Genomic DNA, 17581 nt, shown 5'->3' with positions numbered 1-17581 from the left:
GCGACACGATGACCGGCACGCTGACGATTGAGGTGCCGGGTGGATACAGCGGTGTAGTTCTCAGTGCGAGCGGTTACACCCCGCGAATCCAAACGGATGGCGCTGGAAAGTTCGTCGGTGTCGTGAACGGCGAGAACACTGCCGTGAACATGTGGGTGTATGACGGTGGCCAGGTCGCGACCCGTAGCAATTTGACCGTAGGCGGGACGACGGTGGGCGGTGGCAACAACGCCACGTTCGCAACTGACGGCAACGTGTATGGACCCGTATGGAGCGGATGGTTGAGCACATATCTATCCAACACCTACGTGTCGCGCGGTACGCCTAACATGTCGGGCCGACTGATTATCTCGCGCGACGGCTGGCAGGCAGACATCCAGCTTCAGAACCTGTATTCGCAGGACTCGAACGTCTACTTGCGTGCACGCATCGGTGGCGGCCTGGACATCATCAACAGCGCTTACAACGCTATTCCGTGGCAGGTATCGGACGGCGGCGAGACGTGGCAAAACTACACCGCTCACGTGGGGGAAGCGTCAGTCCTTACCGACGGCAACGTATGGGGCGCCGTGTGGGGAAACGATTACTTGTCGAATTGGATGGGGCGACAACTCGGCACCAAGGCGAACGCTGGCGCTCGCGTCCAGTGGGATTCGGGCGTCAACAACTTCGGCGCTATCTCGACCGTCAACGGGCCGTTGCCAGCGCCGTGGGTCGTTTGTGGTCTGGCTGGACCGGGTAATGGTACGGCCAATGCAATCACCGTCTACGGTATCGTGCTGAGGAACCAATAATGGGAGAAACGAACATCATTGATGTCGAGCAAGCGGCGTTCATTCTGGCAAAGAAATATCCGCAGCTCGTTCGCGGGCGGGACTATTGGGTGGCACATCCGGTCGACGAGCAGACACTCAAGCAAACGAAGACGGCATGGGTGCCGATTTGGGAATCCAAAGACATCGATTGCCCGACTCCGGAGGACTTGTTGGACTGGTGGCCTGAATACAGCGCGGAGTATGCGGTGATCGATGCGACCGAGAGTGTCCGGAAGAAGCGTGATGACTTGCTTATTCAAGCTGACCGGCTTGTCGAGATTGCGACGGATGCGGGGAACGCGGATCTCGAACTCGCCCTGCGAAAGTACAGAAATGCGCTGCGCGGTATCCCGGATCAAAAGGGCTTCCCGCTGGACGTGAAATGGCCGGAGATGCCGAACGCGTAATTTCACGTGTGCATCACACGGTGTTCGACGAGCATCTGCGGCAAAAGACAAGGCGACCGGCGTGTGTGTTGGAGCACCCACGTCGGACACCGCTCACTGAACGGAACAGTGAGAAGCCAAGGCCCTGCCACCTCCCGGGAGGCGGGCGAATTCTATCAAATTCGCGAAGGTAATGGCACAACCAATCATTCCGTGGCTTGGTGGCAAGCGCCGTCTTGCCGACCAACTTATCCCGTTGTTTCCGCAGCACGAATGCTATGTCGAGGTGTTTTGCGGCGGAGCTGCGCTGTACTTCTTGCGGCCGATGCCGGCTCCCGTCGAGGTATTGAATGACATCAATGGTGAATTGGTGAACTTGTACCGCGTCGTGCAGCACCATCTCGAAGAATTCGTGAGGCAGTTCAAGTATGCGATTTCGAGTCGGGAGGTCTTCAAATGGCATCAGCTCGCGGCCCCCGAAACGCTCACGGACATTCAACGCGCAGCCCGTTTCTACTATCTGCAACAGCACGCGTTTGGAGGCAAGATCGACGGTCAGACGTTCGGCACCGCTACGACCGCGCCTTCGGTGAACCTGTTGCGAATTGAGGAAAGCCTATCAGCCGCGCATCTTCGTCTGGCAGGCGCGTATGTCGAGAATCTGCGTTGGTATGAATGCATGGCGCGATACGACCGACCGCACACGTTTTTCTATTGCGATCCACCGTACTGGCAGACCGAGGGCTATGGAGTTCCGTTTCCGTTCGAAGAATATGAGCGGATGGCGGCTATGATGCGCGACAGCAAGGGGAAGGTAATGGTCAGCATCAACGATCACCCCGACATCCGGCGAGTGTTTGACGGCTTCGCGATGCTCGGCTTGTCGATCAAGTACAGCGTGAGCAATGTAACCGGCGGCCCGTCAGCGAGCCGCGAATTGGTGATCACGAACTGGGAGCTAGGTACGGAAACCGGTGGCTTGTTCTGACCGCCGGCGGCACTTACGACGTTTGAGCCTTCTCGAATATGAGAATTTGCGAGCGGCCAAACATGAGCTTGTAACCAGTCAATAGCCCGTGCAATGAATCGACCCCGGGATACGTTCCCGGGGGTGTTTCCTTGGCGATTTTCCGCGTCCAGAGGTACAAGAATGGCTTCATCGCGAGATAAAGCGGTATAAGAGCCTTTCGCTTTGCTCGATCGATGCGAACCTCGGTGAGCTTGCAGCCCATTGAGCCAATCAGGTAGATCAGATGAAGCGGCGTGTATGGACTGATGTGGCCACGATCGATCAACGCACCGTTGGTTTGCCGCATTCCGCGTGCGTCGAACTGAAAGAAGGTGCCAGTAAAGAAAAACTGGAGCCGCGAATGAAGGTTCGCGATGTTGGGGGTCGAGATGATGATTCGGCCGTGCGGCGCGGTTACCCGAACTAGTTCCTGTATTAGACCCATTGGGTTAACCAGGTGCTCGATGCCTTCCAAGCACGTCACGACGTCGAATTCACCGTTGGACCACGGCAGCGGAAATTCCATGTTCGCGTGGACGAATCCCGCCTTTCCGTGGATGTCCGCTTTCACCACCTTATGTCCCAATTGTTCGAGGGAACGCGCGAAGACGCCCGAGCCCGCTGGAATGTCCAGAATCTTCACGTGCGGTGGCGAGTTCTCGCCCAAGTATGCAAGTACCTGGTTCATGTAGCCCGTCTTGCCACCCTGATAGTAGCTGTAGTCTCGTTCTTTCATTGGTTCTTCGGATCGGCACGATCTGGAACGTGAACGAGAAATTCTAGAGCACGGATTGTATTGTCAGATGATTGACTTCGACTCGATGAGCGATTTCTACAACAGATCATCGGAACGGAGAGCGGTTATATCGTCGAGGGCTGCAATTTTGACGGACGTGTGTCGTGTCAATTCGGCCACGAAACGGAGAAAGCGGCGTTGCGCTACGTGTCAAATTGGTCGCTAAACGGTGTCAAATTGGTCGCGACGTTACACCTGCGCGTGTGCGATGCCGGTCCATTTGCCGAACACCGAACATCAGCTCGACGATACAGTCGTCAAGCGGTAGCACGAGTGAAAAGCCCCGCGCGGGGCGGGGCTTGGTTTAGTGGGGCGACAGCCTCTATATCCGAGATGTCGGCGAGTAAGTGTGGGGAGGTGCTCGATTTGACACGGGGAGAACCAGTGCCCCGAATCAGCCCAAACGCCCGTCATACAAGGCGCTGGGCGATTTCGGCGGACGCGGCGACGCGCGAAGGGTTCTGCCAGAAATGACCGCGAAATGCGCGGATTTCGCAAAGATTTTGACACCGGAGTAGGCGGGGAATGGAAGTTATCCACACCCCTACATCTGACGGCCAGCCCAGACCACTCGGCCGATGATCTCGAAGTCCGATGGCGGCTGCGCCATATTGACCTCGAATGGCTCGTATGCGGTGTTCGCGCTGCTTACCTTGAGAATGCCTCCCGGCAGTCGTTGCAGCGTTTTGACGATCACGTCTCCATCAATCCGCAGCACGTAAAGCCCGGCGGAACCCGTCGTCTGGCTGCGATCGATAAGGATCACGTCCCTATCGTTCAATATCCCCTGAAGCGAATCCCCTTTTACCGATAGCACGGACAGGTCCGTCGGACACGCGTGCAAATAGTTTTCGATCCAGTACCGACGAAACGCCATCGAGTGCTTGGGTGCTTCGTCGGTGACCGCTTGGCCGTGTCCGGCTGCTGCTTTGACGTTGTACCGGGGAATAAAGACAAATTCGGAGACGTCCACCGGGTTTCCGAGCGTGTCTTGAACCTCGACCGCTTGAGCGGCTGCGCCGGGGAGCATGCTCGCATTACTGCCGCTCGCAGGCGGAGCAGTATCCCCGAACGCCACCCAGTCCAATCCCGCGCCTGCTGCTCGCGCGAGATTTGCGATGACTTCGAACGGGGGCTTGCTCTCCCCCTTAATGTACCGACGCAACATCACCGCCGAAACGCCGGCAACCGCCGCCGCAGCTTCCCGGTCGCCGATCCTGCGGCAAAGCTCATCGATCCGGTTTTCGATTCCGGGAGCAAGAAACGAAACCGACACATCTGTTCGGTCATCGGCTTTCGATTCCGTCATAGGTCATTGATCCGAAAAGTAAATTTCGGTCGCCGCGAAAATTTGTGTCGCCCAGCAACCGAAAAAGAAACGAAACTTTCGACACGCTGCAAATTTTCGATTGCACAGTCGAAACAATCTGATTAATATGTGCTCACATGTTTAGCGAAGGCGATGAGCACATGAGCACATCTGATACCTCAAAAAAAGCCGCCGAAGATTGGGACAAGGCGGACATCAAGCATGCCCTCGAAAAAAAGGGCTGGAACATTAGGCGACTGGCGAACGCATGCGGCTACAGCAACTCGAGTGCGCTTCGTAAGGCGTTCGACAGTTCATATCCGAAGGCCGAACGCATCATCGCGAACGCAATCGGAGTCGAGCCCGAAACTATCTGGCCGAGCCGATACGAGAAACGCAATTTTACGCCCGTTTTGTCACCGTCATCTCCTGTTTGTGTGCCACGAAATGTGCGGTCCCCCGCTGTGGCGATGGATTGAATCGTATCCGCCCCGAATCTGGCGCGCTACCGGCGCAATTCTCGATCTAGAGATCATGACGATGAGAAAACGGACCTGGAAATCCCTGCACGCGACGAGCCTGAGCGAGGCATTCGAGCTGTGCGTTGAACATGCCGACGAACAGCACCGCCCGGCGAAGGTGCTGGCCGATCTGATGGGCGTCGAAGTGAAAACGCTGTATCGCTGGCTCGCCGATACATCGATGCCGCTGAACCGCGTGCGTCAATTCGAAGAATTCTGCGGCGCGCGCTTCGTCAGTGAATACCTCTGCATCGCGGACGGCCGTCGCGTCGTTATCGAAATCCCGACCGGCCGCCGCCCCCGCGTCACTGATCTGGCGTCACTGCAATCGGCGTTCGCCGACGCGGCTGCCGTGCTGTGCCGCTATTACGAATCCGGCCATGAACAGGCGGAAGCGGTCACGGCGCTCACTCATGCGATTACGCAAGCCGGCTATCACCGCGAGAACGTCACGAAGGATCGTGCTCCTGAACTGCGGTTCGACGCAGCGGAGGCCGAGTGATGCAGATCGTCGTCAAATCGCACTACACCGCCCCGGAACTCGCGATGCTCGGTCTGCCGGGGGTGCCGACCACCGAACAAGGCGTGCGCTACAGCGCAACCAGAGAGCAGTGGTCGGCACGCCGACGCGTCAAAGGCAAGGGTCTCGAATACGCATTCGACAGCCTTCCGACCGATGCGCAGGCTGAGATTCGCCGCCGCGCGTCGGTCGCGCTCGTCGCTTCCATTCCAGCACCGTCGCCCAAGGCCGTCGTTCGTCGCGAACAGCAGTTGCAGCTCGTCGAAACCGACACGCAGCGCCTGCGTGCCGACGCGCGCAAGGGCATCCTGTCGATGCTCGACCGCATCATGACGCAGTGTCGCGTCTCGCGTGAAGCGGCGATGCACACGCTGCTGACGCAGGCGCGCCTCGGCTCGCTCGACGATCACATGACGGCCATGCTGCGCGCGGCGAAAGACCCGCGCGGCCGCAAGGGTGATGAGTTCCCGACAATCCGCTCGCTGAAGCGCTACCTCGGCCTCGCGAAAAAAGGTTCGCTCGCGCCGAAGGTGCCGAAATCGAGCTTCGTTGTGCCGGAATGGGCCGCGCTGTTCCTCGAACAATATCAGCAGCCGCAGAAGCCGTCGGTCGGCCACGCCTATCGCGAATTCACGATGGCATGTGCCGTGCAGCGTGTCGCCTACGACGTGCCGAGCATCCACCAGGTACGCCGGTTCCTCGACAAGCTCGGCACCGTGACACTGCATACCGGTCGCATGGGATCGCGCGAGCTGAAGACCATGCTGCCGTTTATCCGGCGCACGTTCGACAAGCTGTTGCCGAACGACATCTGGTCGGCCGACGGTCATACGTTCGATGCCGAGGTCCAGCACCCGCTGCACGGCCGTCCGTTCCGCCCGGAGATCACGTCGATCATCGACGTCGCCACGCGACGCGCGGTCGGCATCTCGCTCGATCTGGCCGAGTCGTCGTTTGCGGTGCTCGACGCGCTGAGTACCGGCGTGCTCAAGAACGGCGTGCCGTGCATGTTCTACGTCGACAACGGGTCGGGCTACAAGAACGCACTGCTGAAGGACGAAGGCGTCGGCGTTCAAGGTCGCCTGGGATTCGTCGTCACGCATTCGATTCCGTACAACTCGCAGGCCCGTGGCGTCATCGAGCGGCTTCACCAGACGCTGTGGGTTGCCGCTGCGAAGAAGCTGCCGTCATACATGGGCGCGGACATGGACCGCCAGGCCAAGCACGTGATGTTCAAGATCACGCGCGACGCCCTCAAGCACGGTGGCGCGATGCCCTTGATGGGGTGGGACGCGTTCATCCAGTTTTGTCAGGAACAGGTCGATGCATACAACGACCGTCCCCATAGCACGCTACCTGCTATTCGCGACCCGGACACCGGCAAGCGTCGCCACATGTCGCCGAATGAAGCATGGGCGACGCACGTCGCGAACGGCTGGCAGGCCGACACGCTCGACGAGTACGAAGCACGCATGGTGTTCAGGCCGCGCATCAAGCGCACGGTCGCACGGGGCGAGGTCCGGTTCCTGAACCACCACTATTCGAACCCGGTGGAGCTGCTCGAATTCCACGATGAAGAAGTCCAGGTCGCCTACGACATTAACGACGCGCGATACGTGTGGATTTACGCACTCGACGGCCGCTACATCTGCCGCGCCGAAGCTGCAGCAAACGAACGCGATTACATGCCGCAATCTGCCGTCGAACAGGCACGCGAGAAACGTGCGGACGCACGTGTGAATCGCAAGCTGGCACAGATCGACGAGATCGAGGCGGAGCGTCGGGGCCAACCGGCGCTGACGCTCGAAACGCCCGAGGTCATCACGATTCCGGGCTTCGGCGACATCACGCGCGATGCGCTGAATCGCCGTTTCGCCGACGTCGAACCGGTTATCGAAACCGAACCGGCCGCATTCACGGTCATTGAGCCGGCACCGGAACCGGAGGTCGCCGCCGAAACCGCCACCGTGTTTCAGCTTCCGGAAACGCCCAAGTTGCGATTCGCTCGGTGGCAAGCCCTGCACCACCACATCGAAACAGGAGGCCTTCCCGATCAGGACGAATTGCAGTGGTACGGCAAATACGCGTTGAGCAAAGAATTCGCGGCGCAAAAGCGCCGCGCGGAACAGGCTGAAGAGTTACAGCTCGCCAGCCATCAGTAAGACCAACCGGAGCAATCATGACACAACTCGAATCGACGCTCAAACCGATTGTAGGTGGCGTCGCCCAAATCACCAACCTGAACCTGTGCGACATCGCGATCGAACGCGCTGTCTCGCGCAGCGCGAATCTGCCCGGTCTCGTGTGCTTCTACGGCCCGTCCGGCTACGGCAAGAGCATGGCCGCGACCTACGTGGCGAACGTTCGCCGCGCGCGATACGTGCAGGCCAAGTCGGTCTGGACGAAGAAGCACTTCCTGAAGGCGGTCCTGTTCGAGATGGGTATCAAACCGGTCGGCACGATCCCCGAGATGACCGATCAGGTCGCCGAGGAACTGGCCGCCTCCGGCCGGCCGTTAATCATCGACGAGATGGACCACTTGGTCGACCGCAACGCTGTCGAGCTAGTGCGCGATCTGTACGAGTCGAGCCAGGCCCCGATCCTGATGATCGGCGAGGAAGCGCTGCCGGCCAAACTCAAGAAGTGGGAGCGCATGCACGGTCGTGTACTGGCGTGGGTGCCGGCACAACCCGTCACGATCGACGACGTCCGCCAACTCGCAACGCTGTACTGCCGCCACATCACGGTCGCGGACGATCTGCTCGCGCGTCTCGTCGAACTGGCGCACGGATCAGTGCGGCGCGTATGCGTGAACTTGGAACGCATCCAGGAAGAAGCGCTGATGGCCGGCAAGGATGCGATCGACCTCGCGCAGTGGGGCAAGCGTGAACTGTACACCGGCGAAGCGCCGAAGCGGAGGGTTTGAGCATGAAGTACGCATCGACTCAGGTATGTCCCCGCAGCATCCGCCTCGAATCCGAATTGATCGATCCCTGCCACTTCATCTTGGACGACAAGGATTCCGTGATGGGAAAAGGCCGCGTAATTGCGGACGTCGGCTACGACACTCCGGTGGCTCAAATTCAGCTCATCGCTACTGCCGATGACGGGTCGGAGCGCCGCATCGATGCCAGCTTGTTCCTCAGCCTCGACCAGTTGCGCGGCCTGATTGAGATGTTGCAAGCAGCGCTGCCAACGCTCCATGCGATCGAGTTCGATCTGGAGAACGCATGATGGCCCGCAAACCCGCACACCTCGAAATGACGGGCGGTAAGGGGCCGCGACAACGCGTATGGGAAGCGATTCGCAGACAGCGCGACGACTTCACCCCGCACAGCATCGTCCGTGCGGCTGACATCGACAAGGCAACCGTCCAGACGTATTTGCAGGCGCTGGAACGCGGTGAGTACGTCGAGCAGATCGGCGAACGCAAGGTGATCAACGAGCGGAAGCACTATCGCCTCGTCCGCGACGTAGGCGTCGAAGCGCCGCGACTCGACCGCAAGGGTCTGCCCGTCATGCAGTCGCGTGGCAACGAGCATATGTGGAAAACGATGCGCATCATGGGCGACTTCACGCCGCGCGAGCTGGCTATGCGTGCGTCGACGCCCGAGGTCACGATTACCGACTCGACGGCGCAGTCGTATGTCAAATATCTGTCGCATGCCGGTTATCTGATGCTCGTCGACGCGGGGCACTCATACATCCGTGGCAAGGGCGCGAAACAGGCGCGCTATCGCCTGATCGCGTCGAAATATACCGGCCCACGCCCGCCAATGATCCAGCGCACGAAATCGGTATACGACCCGAACCTTGGGAAGGTCGTATGGCAAGAGGAGCCGGACCATGACGCATGCTGATCCGGATTGGCTCGCCATGCTTCGCGAGGCCGTCGCCGCGACGTCGCAAACCGACGTGGCCAAGCTGCTCGACGTCTCACGAACAACCGTTTCGCTTGTCCTGTCGGGCAAATACTCCGGCAAAACCGATCGCGTCGCAGCCCGCGTCTTGAAGACGTTCGGACAGGTGCAGTGCACGCATACCGGGCAGCCGATCTCGCTGACGGTATGCGTGTCCTTCGCCAATCGCCGCGCCCCGATCAATAACCCGATGGAACTGAGCCACTGGCGCACTTGCCGCAACTGCCCGCTGCGCCCCGTTAAAGGAGAGTCCAAGTGATGACGAATTGCAACGCACTCAACCCGGCCGTGCCGCCGATCAATCAGCTCATGCAGCTCACAGCGCTGCGCCTTGCAGCGACGATCGAGACGCTCACCACGCAGGGCTTCACGGTCATCGGCATCGAATTTTCGAACGGATCGAAGCCGACGATACAGGTGCAGAACTGCGCCATCTGCGCCGACATGGTCGAAAAAGGCGAAGCCACGTACTACCGCACGGGCGGCTCCGGTATCTCGCGTTACCGCACCGGCCAGTTCAAGGTTGGCGACATTCGCGTCCTGTGGACCGAGCGAGGCCACTGATATGCGCTTTCACATCATCGCCCAAGCTCAAACGGGAGAGCGCTTTCGACGGATCGAGGTCGACGGTGAACGCGTCGACTTCCCTCAATACAGAACTGAGTCGTTCGCCGCTCACGCAAATCCGCTCGCCGGGACCAAGGGCGAACCGGCGTACGTGGTGTCGCACGTCGGCACGGGCATGCGGCTGTCGGGCGGCAAGACACAAGCCTCCGCGATCTCGACTGCTCGGCAGCTCATCGCCGAGAAGTCGACCGAAGAATTCTGGCGCGCGATTGCAGCCGCTCGCCAGTACATCAAAGCAACCCAAACCCTCGCTTGAAAGGAATCACCATGGCAACCGTAAAACAGATTCTCCAAGCCATCATCGACCACCCGGGTTCGTCCGGCGCGCAACTCGGCGAAATGCTCGACATCGACAGCAAGGAAATCCAGCCGCGCATCGACCCGTATATCCGACAAGGCCGCGTTATTCGCGACAAAAAGGTCATGGACGGCTCGTCGCCGATCAACCTGTACTTCCCGACCGACGACCTGATTCGCGAATTCGACGGGACGAAACAAACCGTGACAAAAGCTGCGCGAAATTCGCACGCATTCACGCCCGCCGATGTTGCCCCCGGCGAATTCGTGTGCGGCTTCTCGACCGCCGGTCGCCTGACAGTCACCAAGGGTCGCAAAACGATCGAGCTTACGCGCGAGGAGACAGCTCGCCTGCTCAAGTTCGTCGACTGCATCAACATCGAGGCGATTGCGGGAGCACAAGCATGACGATGGAAGCCATTGTGATGATCGGCCCGACGATCACGAACCCGGAAAAACTCGACACGGTCGCGGATTTGCGCCGAGAGCTGCACCGCGTCAATCAAGAACTGTTCGATCAGAGCGCGCGGCTGGCAAAGCTGAACGCGACGGGCGTCCAGATGGCGGGATTCATCGAAGGCGTTCTGAAGGAGCACGTTCGCGCTGATGCTGATGCGGTCGCTGCACGCTGCGCCGCCTATCTCGACGCGCGCCCGCGCTTGCGTGAAAAACTCGAAGAGTCGGTCGAAAGTGACGCGATTCGCACGACGCACTGAACCTTTTTTCATTCCAGGAAGAAACATGACGAACACACAAATCCCTGCTGGTTACGTGCAGGACGCACGCGGTCGACTCGTTCCGGCATCGCTTGTCGCACCGATCGATCAGCTTCGCGATCAGACGATCACATCGCTTGTTGCTGAGGCGAAGCGTCTCCAATCGGAAATGTCTGAGTTCAAGGCACGTGCATTCGGCGACATCGCGGCATTCGTCGAGACGAGCCACGAACAATACGGCGTCAAGGTCGGCGGTGCCAAGGGCAACATTTCGCTGATCACGTTCGACGGCCGCTACAAGGTCGTCCGCAAGATCGCCGACCACATTCAGTTCGATGAACGCCTTCAAGCAGCGAAGGAACTGATCGACGAGTGTCTGCGCGAGTGGACCGAAGGTAGCAACGACAAGATCAAGGTGCTGATCAACGAAGCCTTCCAGGTCGACAAGGAAGGCAATGTGAACACGGGACGCATCCTCGCGTTGCGCCGCCTCGCGATCGACGATCCGAAGTGGACCAAAGCTATGCGCGCGATCGTAGACAGTATCCGTGTCACCGGCAGCAAGCCGTATATCCGACTGTACGAGCGTGTTGAAGACACGGAAGAGTATCGCGCGATCAGCCTCGATCTCGCAGCGATTTGAGAGGTCCATAGCCATGTCCACCGAAGACAGCACCTCCTTGAGCATCTCTGCCACGAGCCTGCGGCGCGATCTACATTTCGTCTCGTCGTCGTATCAACCGATCATCACGATCGCCGACGATGGCCGCGTAACGATTGCCGACCATCTGACCGTCGACGAAGCGGCCCGTGAATTTTGGAACGCAGTGCTGCGCCTCAATCCGTTGCTACTACGTCCCGCGCCCGCAGCGCCGGTCGAGGAAATGATTCGGTTCTGTCCCGAATGCGGCCACCTCGGTGAAATTCCGGCCGGATACGAAGCTTGCTGTCCGGACTGGTCACATGCACGCGTGGTGCCGAAATGCTTCGCCGATCAGTGCGCTGAGACCTTCAGGTTGTGCGTTGGTCAGCCCTACGCGACGACGTCCGCACGCTCGCTCGAAGATGTTCGCGCCGACGAAGCGGAACACTTGCGTTTCCGGTACTGGCAAAACTGGTTCGTGAATCACGTCGGTCGTCCGATGGAGCCTATAGACGCGTGGCAGGTGCGTGCAATGTTTTCCGCCGATGTGCAGGCTGACCCAAGATCGGCATAGGGAGGAACCATGTCAAAACTCTCGCGAAAAGACATCGAGAAGATCGACATGGAGCTGTCGTTCCCATATGGCTGTGTCGTGCTCCGTTGCGACGGCTACACGGTGACGATCGAAGTGCAGCGGACGAAACCACGTCGATACGATTTGATGGTCTTTGTGAACGGCCGGTTTCGAGGAAGCTATCTGAAAGAGGACGCGCCTGAGCATCGCTTCTATCGGCCGGTGAAGATCAGCGCCTACAAGCCGTCCGAACGCGCACACATCGAGAAGCAATTCGGGAAGCGTAACGCACGGAAGTACTTCCCCAATTTGGACAAAACCTCAACGATTTTCGCGATGACGTGGATTTCCACAGGGGCCATGCTTCGCCATTTTGCGCGCGTCTGTGAATCGGTCACATTGGTTTCGGTTGGCGTGGTGGTCAACACGTCGGTCGACACCGCTGAATCGGAGGCGGCGCATGTCTGACTTCGTCGTCATCCTGGCTGGGATAGTGTTCCTGGTGTGTCTCTGCCGCAAGGAACTGCGGCGCTGGTGGAGGTCGTGATGCTGATCGCAAAAACAACGGTAGCAAAAATCCACGTCGCAAAACAGCAGCTCGCGATGACCGACGACGAATACCGCACGGTGCTTCGGAGTGTCGCCGGCGTCGATTCGTCGAAAGACCTGACGCCGGAAGGCGCGCACAAGCTGCTGAAGCACTTCGAACGCTGCGGGTTCCAGCCAAGGCGGGATGCCGGTCGGCGGCCGAATGTGGCGTGGCCGCGTGATGCTCAAATTCGCAAGATCGAAGCGCTGCTCGCCGAGGCGGGCCGTTCTTGGGATTACATCGGCGGTATGGTGAAGCGAATCTGCAAGGTCGATGCAATCGAGTTCTGCGATGACGTGATGCTCGGCAAGCTCATCGCGGCGCTGCAATACGATGCGAAGCGGAGGTCGGCATGAAGTTCGACGGTGTTGAACACCTGTTGCCAGACGTCGTGAAAACGATCGTCAAGCTGATTGGCTTGCCGACAACGGTGCGCCTGGTCGAACAGCTCGGCGGCACGACGTTCCCGGTTGCGATGCGCCGCTCGCGCCTGGGCGAAATCCGCTACGAGGCACTGGCGGAGATCCTTGGCCCGGACGCGGCCGACCAGCTCACCGCGCACTTCGGAGGCGACGTGCTGTACATACCGCGTTGTGTGAAGGCCATGCGTGAACTGATGTACCGCAGCATTCGCGCCGAGTTCGACGTGCTGACCCGCGACCACGCTGCGAATCACGCCGTCGCGCAGCTCGCACTTCGCTATCAGATGGCCGATCGACATGTTTGGCGCATCCTGAAGCGCGCCGACGCATCCGAACGCACCGTTCCCCAAGCGGAGCTGTTCTAGCGTTAGAATCGCGCCATGATTAAACGAAGCCCCGCCACGTGCGGGGCTTTTTGTTTGCACTGACACCGATCCACTAAGGTGTCGGCAACACGCAGCCTACAGTCGTGCCATTCAATCGGAGATGGCAATGAAGCAACAACGACTGTCCCCCGCAGGCTGCAATCTAATCGAGGATTTCGAGAGCGATCGACTCGTTGCGTACCCCGACCCCGCGACGGGTGGCGCGCCCTGGACGATTGGGCGCGGCCACACCGGACCAGACGTCTACAAGGGGCTGACGATCACGCAAGCCGTGTCCGACATGCTCTTCGCACAGGACATCCGCACACGCGGCGAGGACATCATCAATGGCCTCGATCTCGAATTGACGCAAAACCAGTTTGATGCACTGGTGTCGTTCGTGTTCAACATCGGCCCGGGCAAACCGGGAGTCAAGGACGGTCTCGTGTACCTCCGTTCCGGCGGCCCATCGACGCTGCTGCGCTTGCTGCGTGCGAAGAATTTCGCGGGAGCGGCCGATCAATTCCCGCTGTGGAATAAGGCGAACGGCAAGCCGATGGCCGGTCTGACACGTCGTCGGCTCGCCGAGCGCGCACTGTTCGTGAAGGCGGCGTGACGCGCCATGCATATCTCCGACCTCATCACGGGACACGACGGCAAGCTTTCGCACGCGAAGCTCTGGCCGAACGTCGCGGCGGCTGTCGCGACCGGCATGTTCATCTATCAGGGCTACCGGAATCAGCTCACGTTCGATACGTGGCTGATCTACCTCGGCTGCGTCGGCGGCTACTCGGCCGTCATCCAAGCGCTTGCTGCATGGCGCGGCCGTCCCTCCAAGGAGGCCGCAATTGACGGAAGCAATCAGTAAATGCGCAAGGGTGCTGGCCGGCATCGTCATCGCAGCGCTGGTCGCGCTTGCATTCGCGAAAACGTACCAGCACGGCTATAGCGTTGCGGCCGCACGTGGCGACAAGGAACTGGCCGATTACCGCGCCTCCGTCGAGCACGCGTCGGCTTCGGCGGCGAGCGATGCCTTCGGCCGGTACGCGGCCGACGTAGCACGCGCATCGGCCGCGGAATCTGGCTATCTCGCCGTCCAATCCGCGGCCACACAAACCAAAGCTGCACTGAAGGAGCGAATTGACCATGTCACGCAACCTCGCCGTAGCCCGCCGGTTCCCGGCCCGAGAAATGATGCGCCTGTCGTTGGTTGTGTGTTCAGCCGTGGCTTTGTCCGCGTGTGGAACGACGCAGCAGGCATCGTCGACGCTGGTGATTCCCCCGTGCCGGCAAGCGCCGATCCCGCCGCTGCTGTTGTCGGCCCCGACGCCGATGCCGCCGCTGACTCCGGGGTATCACAAGCCGACGTCCTCGCCTGGTTCATCGACTACGCCGCGCGCACTCGAAACACCGAATCGAAACTGAAGGCGGTGAAGGCCGCACTTCCGGAACAAGAGGACCAGCAATAGATGGATGACTTTGATCACGCGAGCGACATCGAAGAACAGTATCGCGCGCTCGCGATCGCAGCGGCAACGCGACACGTCCGCAGCACCGTCGAATCGGAAGTGTTCTGCCAGAACGAGGCATGCGGCGAACTCATTCCAGAGGAACGTCGACGCGCGATACCGGGCTGCCGATTCTGCATTGAATGCCAGGAACGTCGTGAGCGGGTTATCAACCGGAGGCATGCGTGCAAGTGACATTCGATCCGGCCGCGATTTTTATGGGTGTTATCACACTTCTACTCGGAGCGGTCAATCTCTTTGGCGGTGTTGTGATTCGCAGCGTCCTGAAGAAGTTGGAAGACAACGAAGCCCGGGACGCTGGTATCCAGCGCGAGCACGCTGCGTTTCGCGAGATGGTGGCGCGCGAATACGTCCGTCGCTCCGAGAACCAGGCAATGCGCGATGAGTTTCGAGACGGTCTGCGCAGCATTGACCAGAAGCTGACCGACATCAACAACAAACTGGACAAAAAACAGGACAAGCAATGAGCGACATCAAGGCGGAAGACAGCCCCGAAATGAAGCTGCTGAGGAAGATCGACGCGGGGGTCAGCGAGCTGAAGGAACGGGTCGCCAATGGCGAGAAGCGTGCGATCAAGTATGGCGCTGCGGCTGGTGCTGGAGCCGGAGCAATGGCGGGCGGCATAGTCGCGATGGGTATCTCGTTCGCTCGCGCGAAGCTGGGCCTGTAACGCACATGGCCTACCCGAAGGAAGTTCGCGACAAGGTGCGTCGAGCGTTCGTGTTCGACCGTCTGTCGCTCGAAGTCGCCGCCATGAAGAGCGGCGTCAACTATTCCACGGCGCGGCGATGGAAGGATGACGCACGTGCTGCCGGTGACGATTGGGATAAAGCCCAGGCCGCGCAGTTGATGGCTGGTGGCGGGATCGAAGGTGCGGCCCGACAAATGCTCGCCGGCATGATCACGCAGTATCAAGCGACGATGGATCAGCTCGACGCCGATACCGTAATGAAACCGGCCGATAAGGTCGCCATGCTGGCCAGTCTCGCCGACGCGTACAACAAGACGATCAACGCGTCCAAGCGTGTGCTTCCGGAGACGAATGAACTCGCGGTCGCTATGGGCGTCGTGCAGCGACTTGCCGCGTTCGTGAAAGAGCGCTACCCGAGTCACGTGGAAGCGTTCGCGGAGATTCTCGTGCCGTTCGGTGAAGAACTGAGCGTCGCCTACGGATAGGAGTTTCCATGATCATCAAACTGGATCGCTACCGCGCGGTGAATACGGACCATATCGTCTCGGCCAAGATCGATACGTATGGCGACACCTACCTCGACGTCGCGCTGATGACGGGCGAAAAGATTCGAGTCGGACATACACCCCATTGCTACGATGGCGTTGACGTCTACAAGCTGTTCGATCGCATCACGGCTGCGCAGGAATGACATGGCGCAGAAGTTCACCGAGAAGGATTTCAATAAGGAAATCGCGGAGCTGGCGTCCGAGCTGCGGCGCGACATCGAGGCCCACGCAACGGGCCTCGATCCGTCGCCGGCCGCGCGCCTGGAACGCCGCCGACGTGTGCTGGTCGACGGCGATTACCAGTTCTTCGCGTACACGTACTTCCCGCATCACATTCGCGGGACGCCGTCGCTGTTCCAGGCGCACTTCTGCGGGCGGTTCCCGAAGCTGCTGCGCCGGGCCGGCGGCACGCGTGAATGGTGGGTCGCGCCGCGCGGCGAGGCGAAGTCGTCGATGTGTACGAAGATCGGCCCGGTTTATGTCATCGTTCAAGGGCTGTTGCAGCGCGAGGACATCCGGCGCGAGGTCGGATGGACGGACGCGCTCCCGGAGTTCCTCGACTACATCATCCTGCTTGGTGCCGAAACGTCGCTGCCTACCAAGCTGCTCGAAGTGGTTAAAACGGAGCTGACCGCTAACGCGGCGCTTCAACTCGACTTCCCCGAGGTGTGCGGCAAGGGGCCGACGTGGAAGGTCGGCGAATTCGTCACGAAGAACGGCGTCAAGGTCGAACCGTTCGGTGCCGAGCAGGCGATTCGCGGCACGTTCCACGGAGCGAGCCGCCCAAAGGTGCTGATGGGCGATGACCTGATCACCGATGCCGAGGCGAAGAGTCCAACCGAACGCCAGAATCGCTGGACGTGGTTGGAAAAGGCCATCGACTACCTCGGCCCACCGGACGGCAGTGTGAAGTACATCGGCGTCGGCACGGTGCTGGACAAGGATGATCCGATCTCGCGCGCGAAGCGCACTATCGGTCACATCGTCCATCACTTCCGCGCGATCGCGCAGATGCCGACGAACATGGATCTGTGGCAGCGGTGCGAAGAGCTGATGCTCAACAACGACAAGCCGGCTATCGAAGCCGCCGCCCAGCGCGGCGAGACGATCGCCGACGCAGACCTGCCGTCGTATCAGTTCTACGTGGAACACCGCGCCGAAATGGATGCCGGCGCCGTCACGTCCTGGCCGTCGGTGCGCACTCTGTTCTATCTGATGCGCCAGCGTGCGAAATCGCCGCGTGCGTTCGCGACCGAGATGCAGGGTGATCCGCGCACCGAAGAAGACAAGGTGTTCGGCCACAT

At 59.9% G+C, this 17581-nt stretch carries 28 protein-coding genes and 2 pseudogenes; 28 read left to right on the top strand and 2 right to left on the bottom strand.

Going from position 1 to position 17581, the window contains the following annotated elements; genetic code table 11:
* The 3 genes and pseudogenes from WS49_RS08275 to WS49_RS08265 form a co-directional block, all read left to right on the top strand.
* Window positions 1-794, top strand: a pseudogene (locus tag WS49_RS08275) (hypothetical protein); the annotation flags it as partial.
* Window positions 794-1222, top strand: coding sequence for an XkdW family protein (locus WS49_RS08270; protein WP_059526365.1), 429 nt, complete (start codon window positions 794-796; stop codon window positions 1220-1222). The pseudogene WS49_RS08275 and the gene WS49_RS08270, both read left to right, overlap by 1 nt.
* A gap of 172 nt (window positions 1223-1394) precedes the next feature.
* On the top strand, window positions 1395-2189 hold the full coding sequence (locus tag WS49_RS08265; RefSeq protein ID WP_059526362.1) for a DNA adenine methylase: 795 nt from the start codon (window positions 1395-1397) through the stop codon (window positions 2187-2189).
* Window positions 2190-2202: 13 nt separating this feature from the next.
* Here the strand turns inward: WS49_RS08265 and WS49_RS08260 are convergent, their stop codons facing one another.
* The gene (locus WS49_RS08260) at window positions 2203-2946 is read right to left on the bottom strand and encodes a class I SAM-dependent methyltransferase (RefSeq protein WP_059526359.1); all 744 of its coding nucleotides are present in this window, start codon (window positions 2944-2946) and stop codon (window positions 2203-2205) included.
* A gap of 604 nt (window positions 2947-3550) precedes the next feature.
* Complete coding sequence (locus WS49_RS08255; RefSeq protein ID WP_059526356.1) at window positions 3551-4315, bottom strand: S24 family peptidase; 765 nt, start codon at window positions 4313-4315, stop codon at window positions 3551-3553.
* A 161-nt stretch (window positions 4316-4476) separates the two neighbouring features.
* Here WS49_RS08255 and WS49_RS33275 point away from each other — a divergent pair, with 161 nt between their 5' ends.
* From WS49_RS33275 to WS49_RS08140, 25 genes and pseudogenes are all read left to right on the top strand, one after another.
* Window positions 4477-4794 (top strand): helix-turn-helix domain-containing protein, encoded by a 318-nt coding sequence (locus tag WS49_RS33275; protein WP_011884357.1) that lies wholly within the window; start codon window positions 4477-4479, stop codon window positions 4792-4794.
* Window positions 4763-5338 carry a hypothetical protein gene (locus tag WS49_RS08250; RefSeq protein ID WP_257127643.1) on the top strand — a complete coding sequence of 192 codons (576 nt, stop codon included), beginning with the start codon at window positions 4763-4765 and terminating at the stop codon, window positions 5336-5338. The genes WS49_RS33275 and WS49_RS08250 overlap by 32 nt, the downstream gene beginning before the upstream one ends.
* Window positions 5338-7518 carry a DNA-binding protein gene (locus tag WS49_RS08245; RefSeq protein WP_218921254.1) on the top strand — a complete coding sequence of 727 codons (2181 nt, stop codon included), beginning with the start codon at window positions 5338-5340 and terminating at the stop codon, window positions 7516-7518. The genes WS49_RS08250 and WS49_RS08245 overlap by 1 nt, the downstream gene beginning before the upstream one ends.
* A gap of 17 nt (window positions 7519-7535) precedes the next feature.
* On the top strand, window positions 7536-8282 hold the full coding sequence (locus WS49_RS08240; RefSeq protein WP_059526353.1) for an AAA family ATPase: 747 nt from the start codon (window positions 7536-7538) through the stop codon (window positions 8280-8282).
* 2 nt (window positions 8283-8284) lie between these two features.
* Window positions 8285-8590: a hypothetical protein gene (locus WS49_RS08235; protein WP_059526351.1), complete on the top strand. Its 306-nt coding sequence runs from the start codon at window positions 8285-8287 to the stop codon at window positions 8588-8590.
* Window positions 8587-9216 (top strand): helix-turn-helix domain-containing protein, encoded by a 630-nt coding sequence (locus WS49_RS08230; protein WP_257127642.1) that lies wholly within the window; start codon window positions 8587-8589, stop codon window positions 9214-9216. Before WS49_RS08235 ends, WS49_RS08230 begins: the two co-directional genes overlap by 4 nt.
* On the top strand, window positions 9203-9535 hold the full coding sequence (locus WS49_RS08225) for a LacI family DNA-binding transcriptional regulator (protein ID WP_059690849.1): 333 nt from the start codon (window positions 9203-9205) through the stop codon (window positions 9533-9535). The genes WS49_RS08230 and WS49_RS08225 overlap by 14 nt, the downstream gene beginning before the upstream one ends.
* On the top strand, window positions 9535-9840 hold the full coding sequence (locus WS49_RS08220) for a hypothetical protein (RefSeq protein WP_059526340.1): 306 nt from the start codon (window positions 9535-9537) through the stop codon (window positions 9838-9840). Before WS49_RS08225 ends, WS49_RS08220 begins: the two co-directional genes overlap by 1 nt.
* Before the next feature lies 1 nt (window position 9841).
* Entirely contained in the window at window positions 9842-10159 is a 318-nt protein-coding gene (locus WS49_RS08215) for a hypothetical protein (RefSeq protein WP_059526337.1), read from the top strand.
* Window positions 10160-10170: 11 nt separating this feature from the next.
* On the top strand, window positions 10171-10608 hold the full coding sequence (locus WS49_RS08210) for a hypothetical protein (protein WP_059526334.1): 438 nt from the start codon (window positions 10171-10173) through the stop codon (window positions 10606-10608).
* On the top strand, window positions 10605-10916 hold the full coding sequence (locus WS49_RS08205; RefSeq protein ID WP_156441363.1) for a hypothetical protein: 312 nt from the start codon (window positions 10605-10607) through the stop codon (window positions 10914-10916). The genes WS49_RS08210 and WS49_RS08205 overlap by 4 nt, the downstream gene beginning before the upstream one ends.
* Window positions 10917-10941: 25 nt before the next feature.
* Complete coding sequence (locus WS49_RS08200; protein WP_059526328.1) at window positions 10942-11559, top strand: DUF3164 family protein; 618 nt, start codon at window positions 10942-10944, stop codon at window positions 11557-11559.
* A 13-nt stretch (window positions 11560-11572) separates the two neighbouring features.
* Window positions 11573-12133: a hypothetical protein gene (locus WS49_RS35560; RefSeq protein WP_059526326.1), complete on the top strand. Its 561-nt coding sequence runs from the start codon at window positions 11573-11575 to the stop codon at window positions 12131-12133.
* A 9-nt stretch (window positions 12134-12142) separates the two neighbouring features.
* Window positions 12143-12601, top strand: a complete 459-nt coding sequence (locus WS49_RS08190) for a hypothetical protein (protein WP_059526322.1) — start codon at window positions 12143-12145, stop codon at window positions 12599-12601.
* Window positions 12602-12679: 78 nt separating this feature from the next.
* The gene (locus WS49_RS08185) at window positions 12680-13078 is read left to right on the top strand and encodes a gp16 family protein (RefSeq protein ID WP_063888575.1); all 399 of its coding nucleotides are present in this window, start codon (window positions 12680-12682) and stop codon (window positions 13076-13078) included.
* Window positions 13075-13509, top strand: a complete 435-nt coding sequence (locus WS49_RS08180) for a Mor transcription activator family protein (protein WP_059526316.1) — start codon at window positions 13075-13077, stop codon at window positions 13507-13509. Before WS49_RS08185 ends, WS49_RS08180 begins: the two co-directional genes overlap by 4 nt.
* 127 nt (window positions 13510-13636) lie before the next feature.
* Window positions 13637-14125, top strand: a complete 489-nt coding sequence (locus tag WS49_RS08175; protein WP_059526314.1) for a lysozyme — start codon at window positions 13637-13639, stop codon at window positions 14123-14125.
* A 6-nt stretch (window positions 14126-14131) separates the two neighbouring features.
* The gene (locus WS49_RS08170) at window positions 14132-14377 is read left to right on the top strand and encodes a hypothetical protein (RefSeq protein ID WP_059526310.1); all 246 of its coding nucleotides are present in this window, start codon (window positions 14132-14134) and stop codon (window positions 14375-14377) included.
* Window positions 14358-14978, top strand: a complete 621-nt coding sequence (locus WS49_RS08165; protein ID WP_059526307.1) for a hypothetical protein — start codon at window positions 14358-14360, stop codon at window positions 14976-14978. Before WS49_RS08170 ends, WS49_RS08165 begins: the two co-directional genes overlap by 20 nt.
* Window positions 14979-15212: a TraR/DksA C4-type zinc finger protein gene (locus WS49_RS33265; protein WP_082725488.1), complete on the top strand. Its 234-nt coding sequence runs from the start codon at window positions 14979-14981 to the stop codon at window positions 15210-15212. It abuts the gene before it with no gap.
* Window positions 15203-15505, top strand: coding sequence for a hypothetical protein (locus tag WS49_RS08160; protein WP_257127641.1), 303 nt, complete (start codon window positions 15203-15205; stop codon window positions 15503-15505). The genes WS49_RS33265 and WS49_RS08160 overlap by 10 nt, the downstream gene beginning before the upstream one ends.
* On the top strand, window positions 15502-15708 hold the full coding sequence (locus tag WS49_RS08155; RefSeq protein ID WP_059526301.1) for a hypothetical protein: 207 nt from the start codon (window positions 15502-15504) through the stop codon (window positions 15706-15708). Before WS49_RS08160 ends, WS49_RS08155 begins: the two co-directional genes overlap by 4 nt.
* A 5-nt stretch (window positions 15709-15713) precedes the next feature.
* Window positions 15714-16214: a DUF1804 family protein gene (locus WS49_RS08150; protein ID WP_011884336.1), complete on the top strand. Its 501-nt coding sequence runs from the start codon at window positions 15714-15716 to the stop codon at window positions 16212-16214.
* An 8-nt stretch (window positions 16215-16222) separates the two neighbouring features.
* Complete coding sequence (locus WS49_RS08145) at window positions 16223-16420, top strand: hypothetical protein (RefSeq protein ID WP_011884335.1); 198 nt, start codon at window positions 16223-16225, stop codon at window positions 16418-16420.
* Between the two features lies 1 nt (window position 16421).
* Window positions 16422-17581, top strand: a pseudogene (locus tag WS49_RS08140) (hypothetical protein); the annotation flags it as partial.

Source organism: Burkholderia sp. RF7-non_BP4 (assembly GCF_001521935.1).
GTDB lineage: Bacteria > Pseudomonadota > Gammaproteobacteria > Burkholderiales > Burkholderiaceae > Burkholderia > Burkholderia diffusa.
The sequence above is the reverse complement of the archived record's forward strand: the minus strand, read 5'-3'. Positions and strand labels throughout refer to the sequence as shown.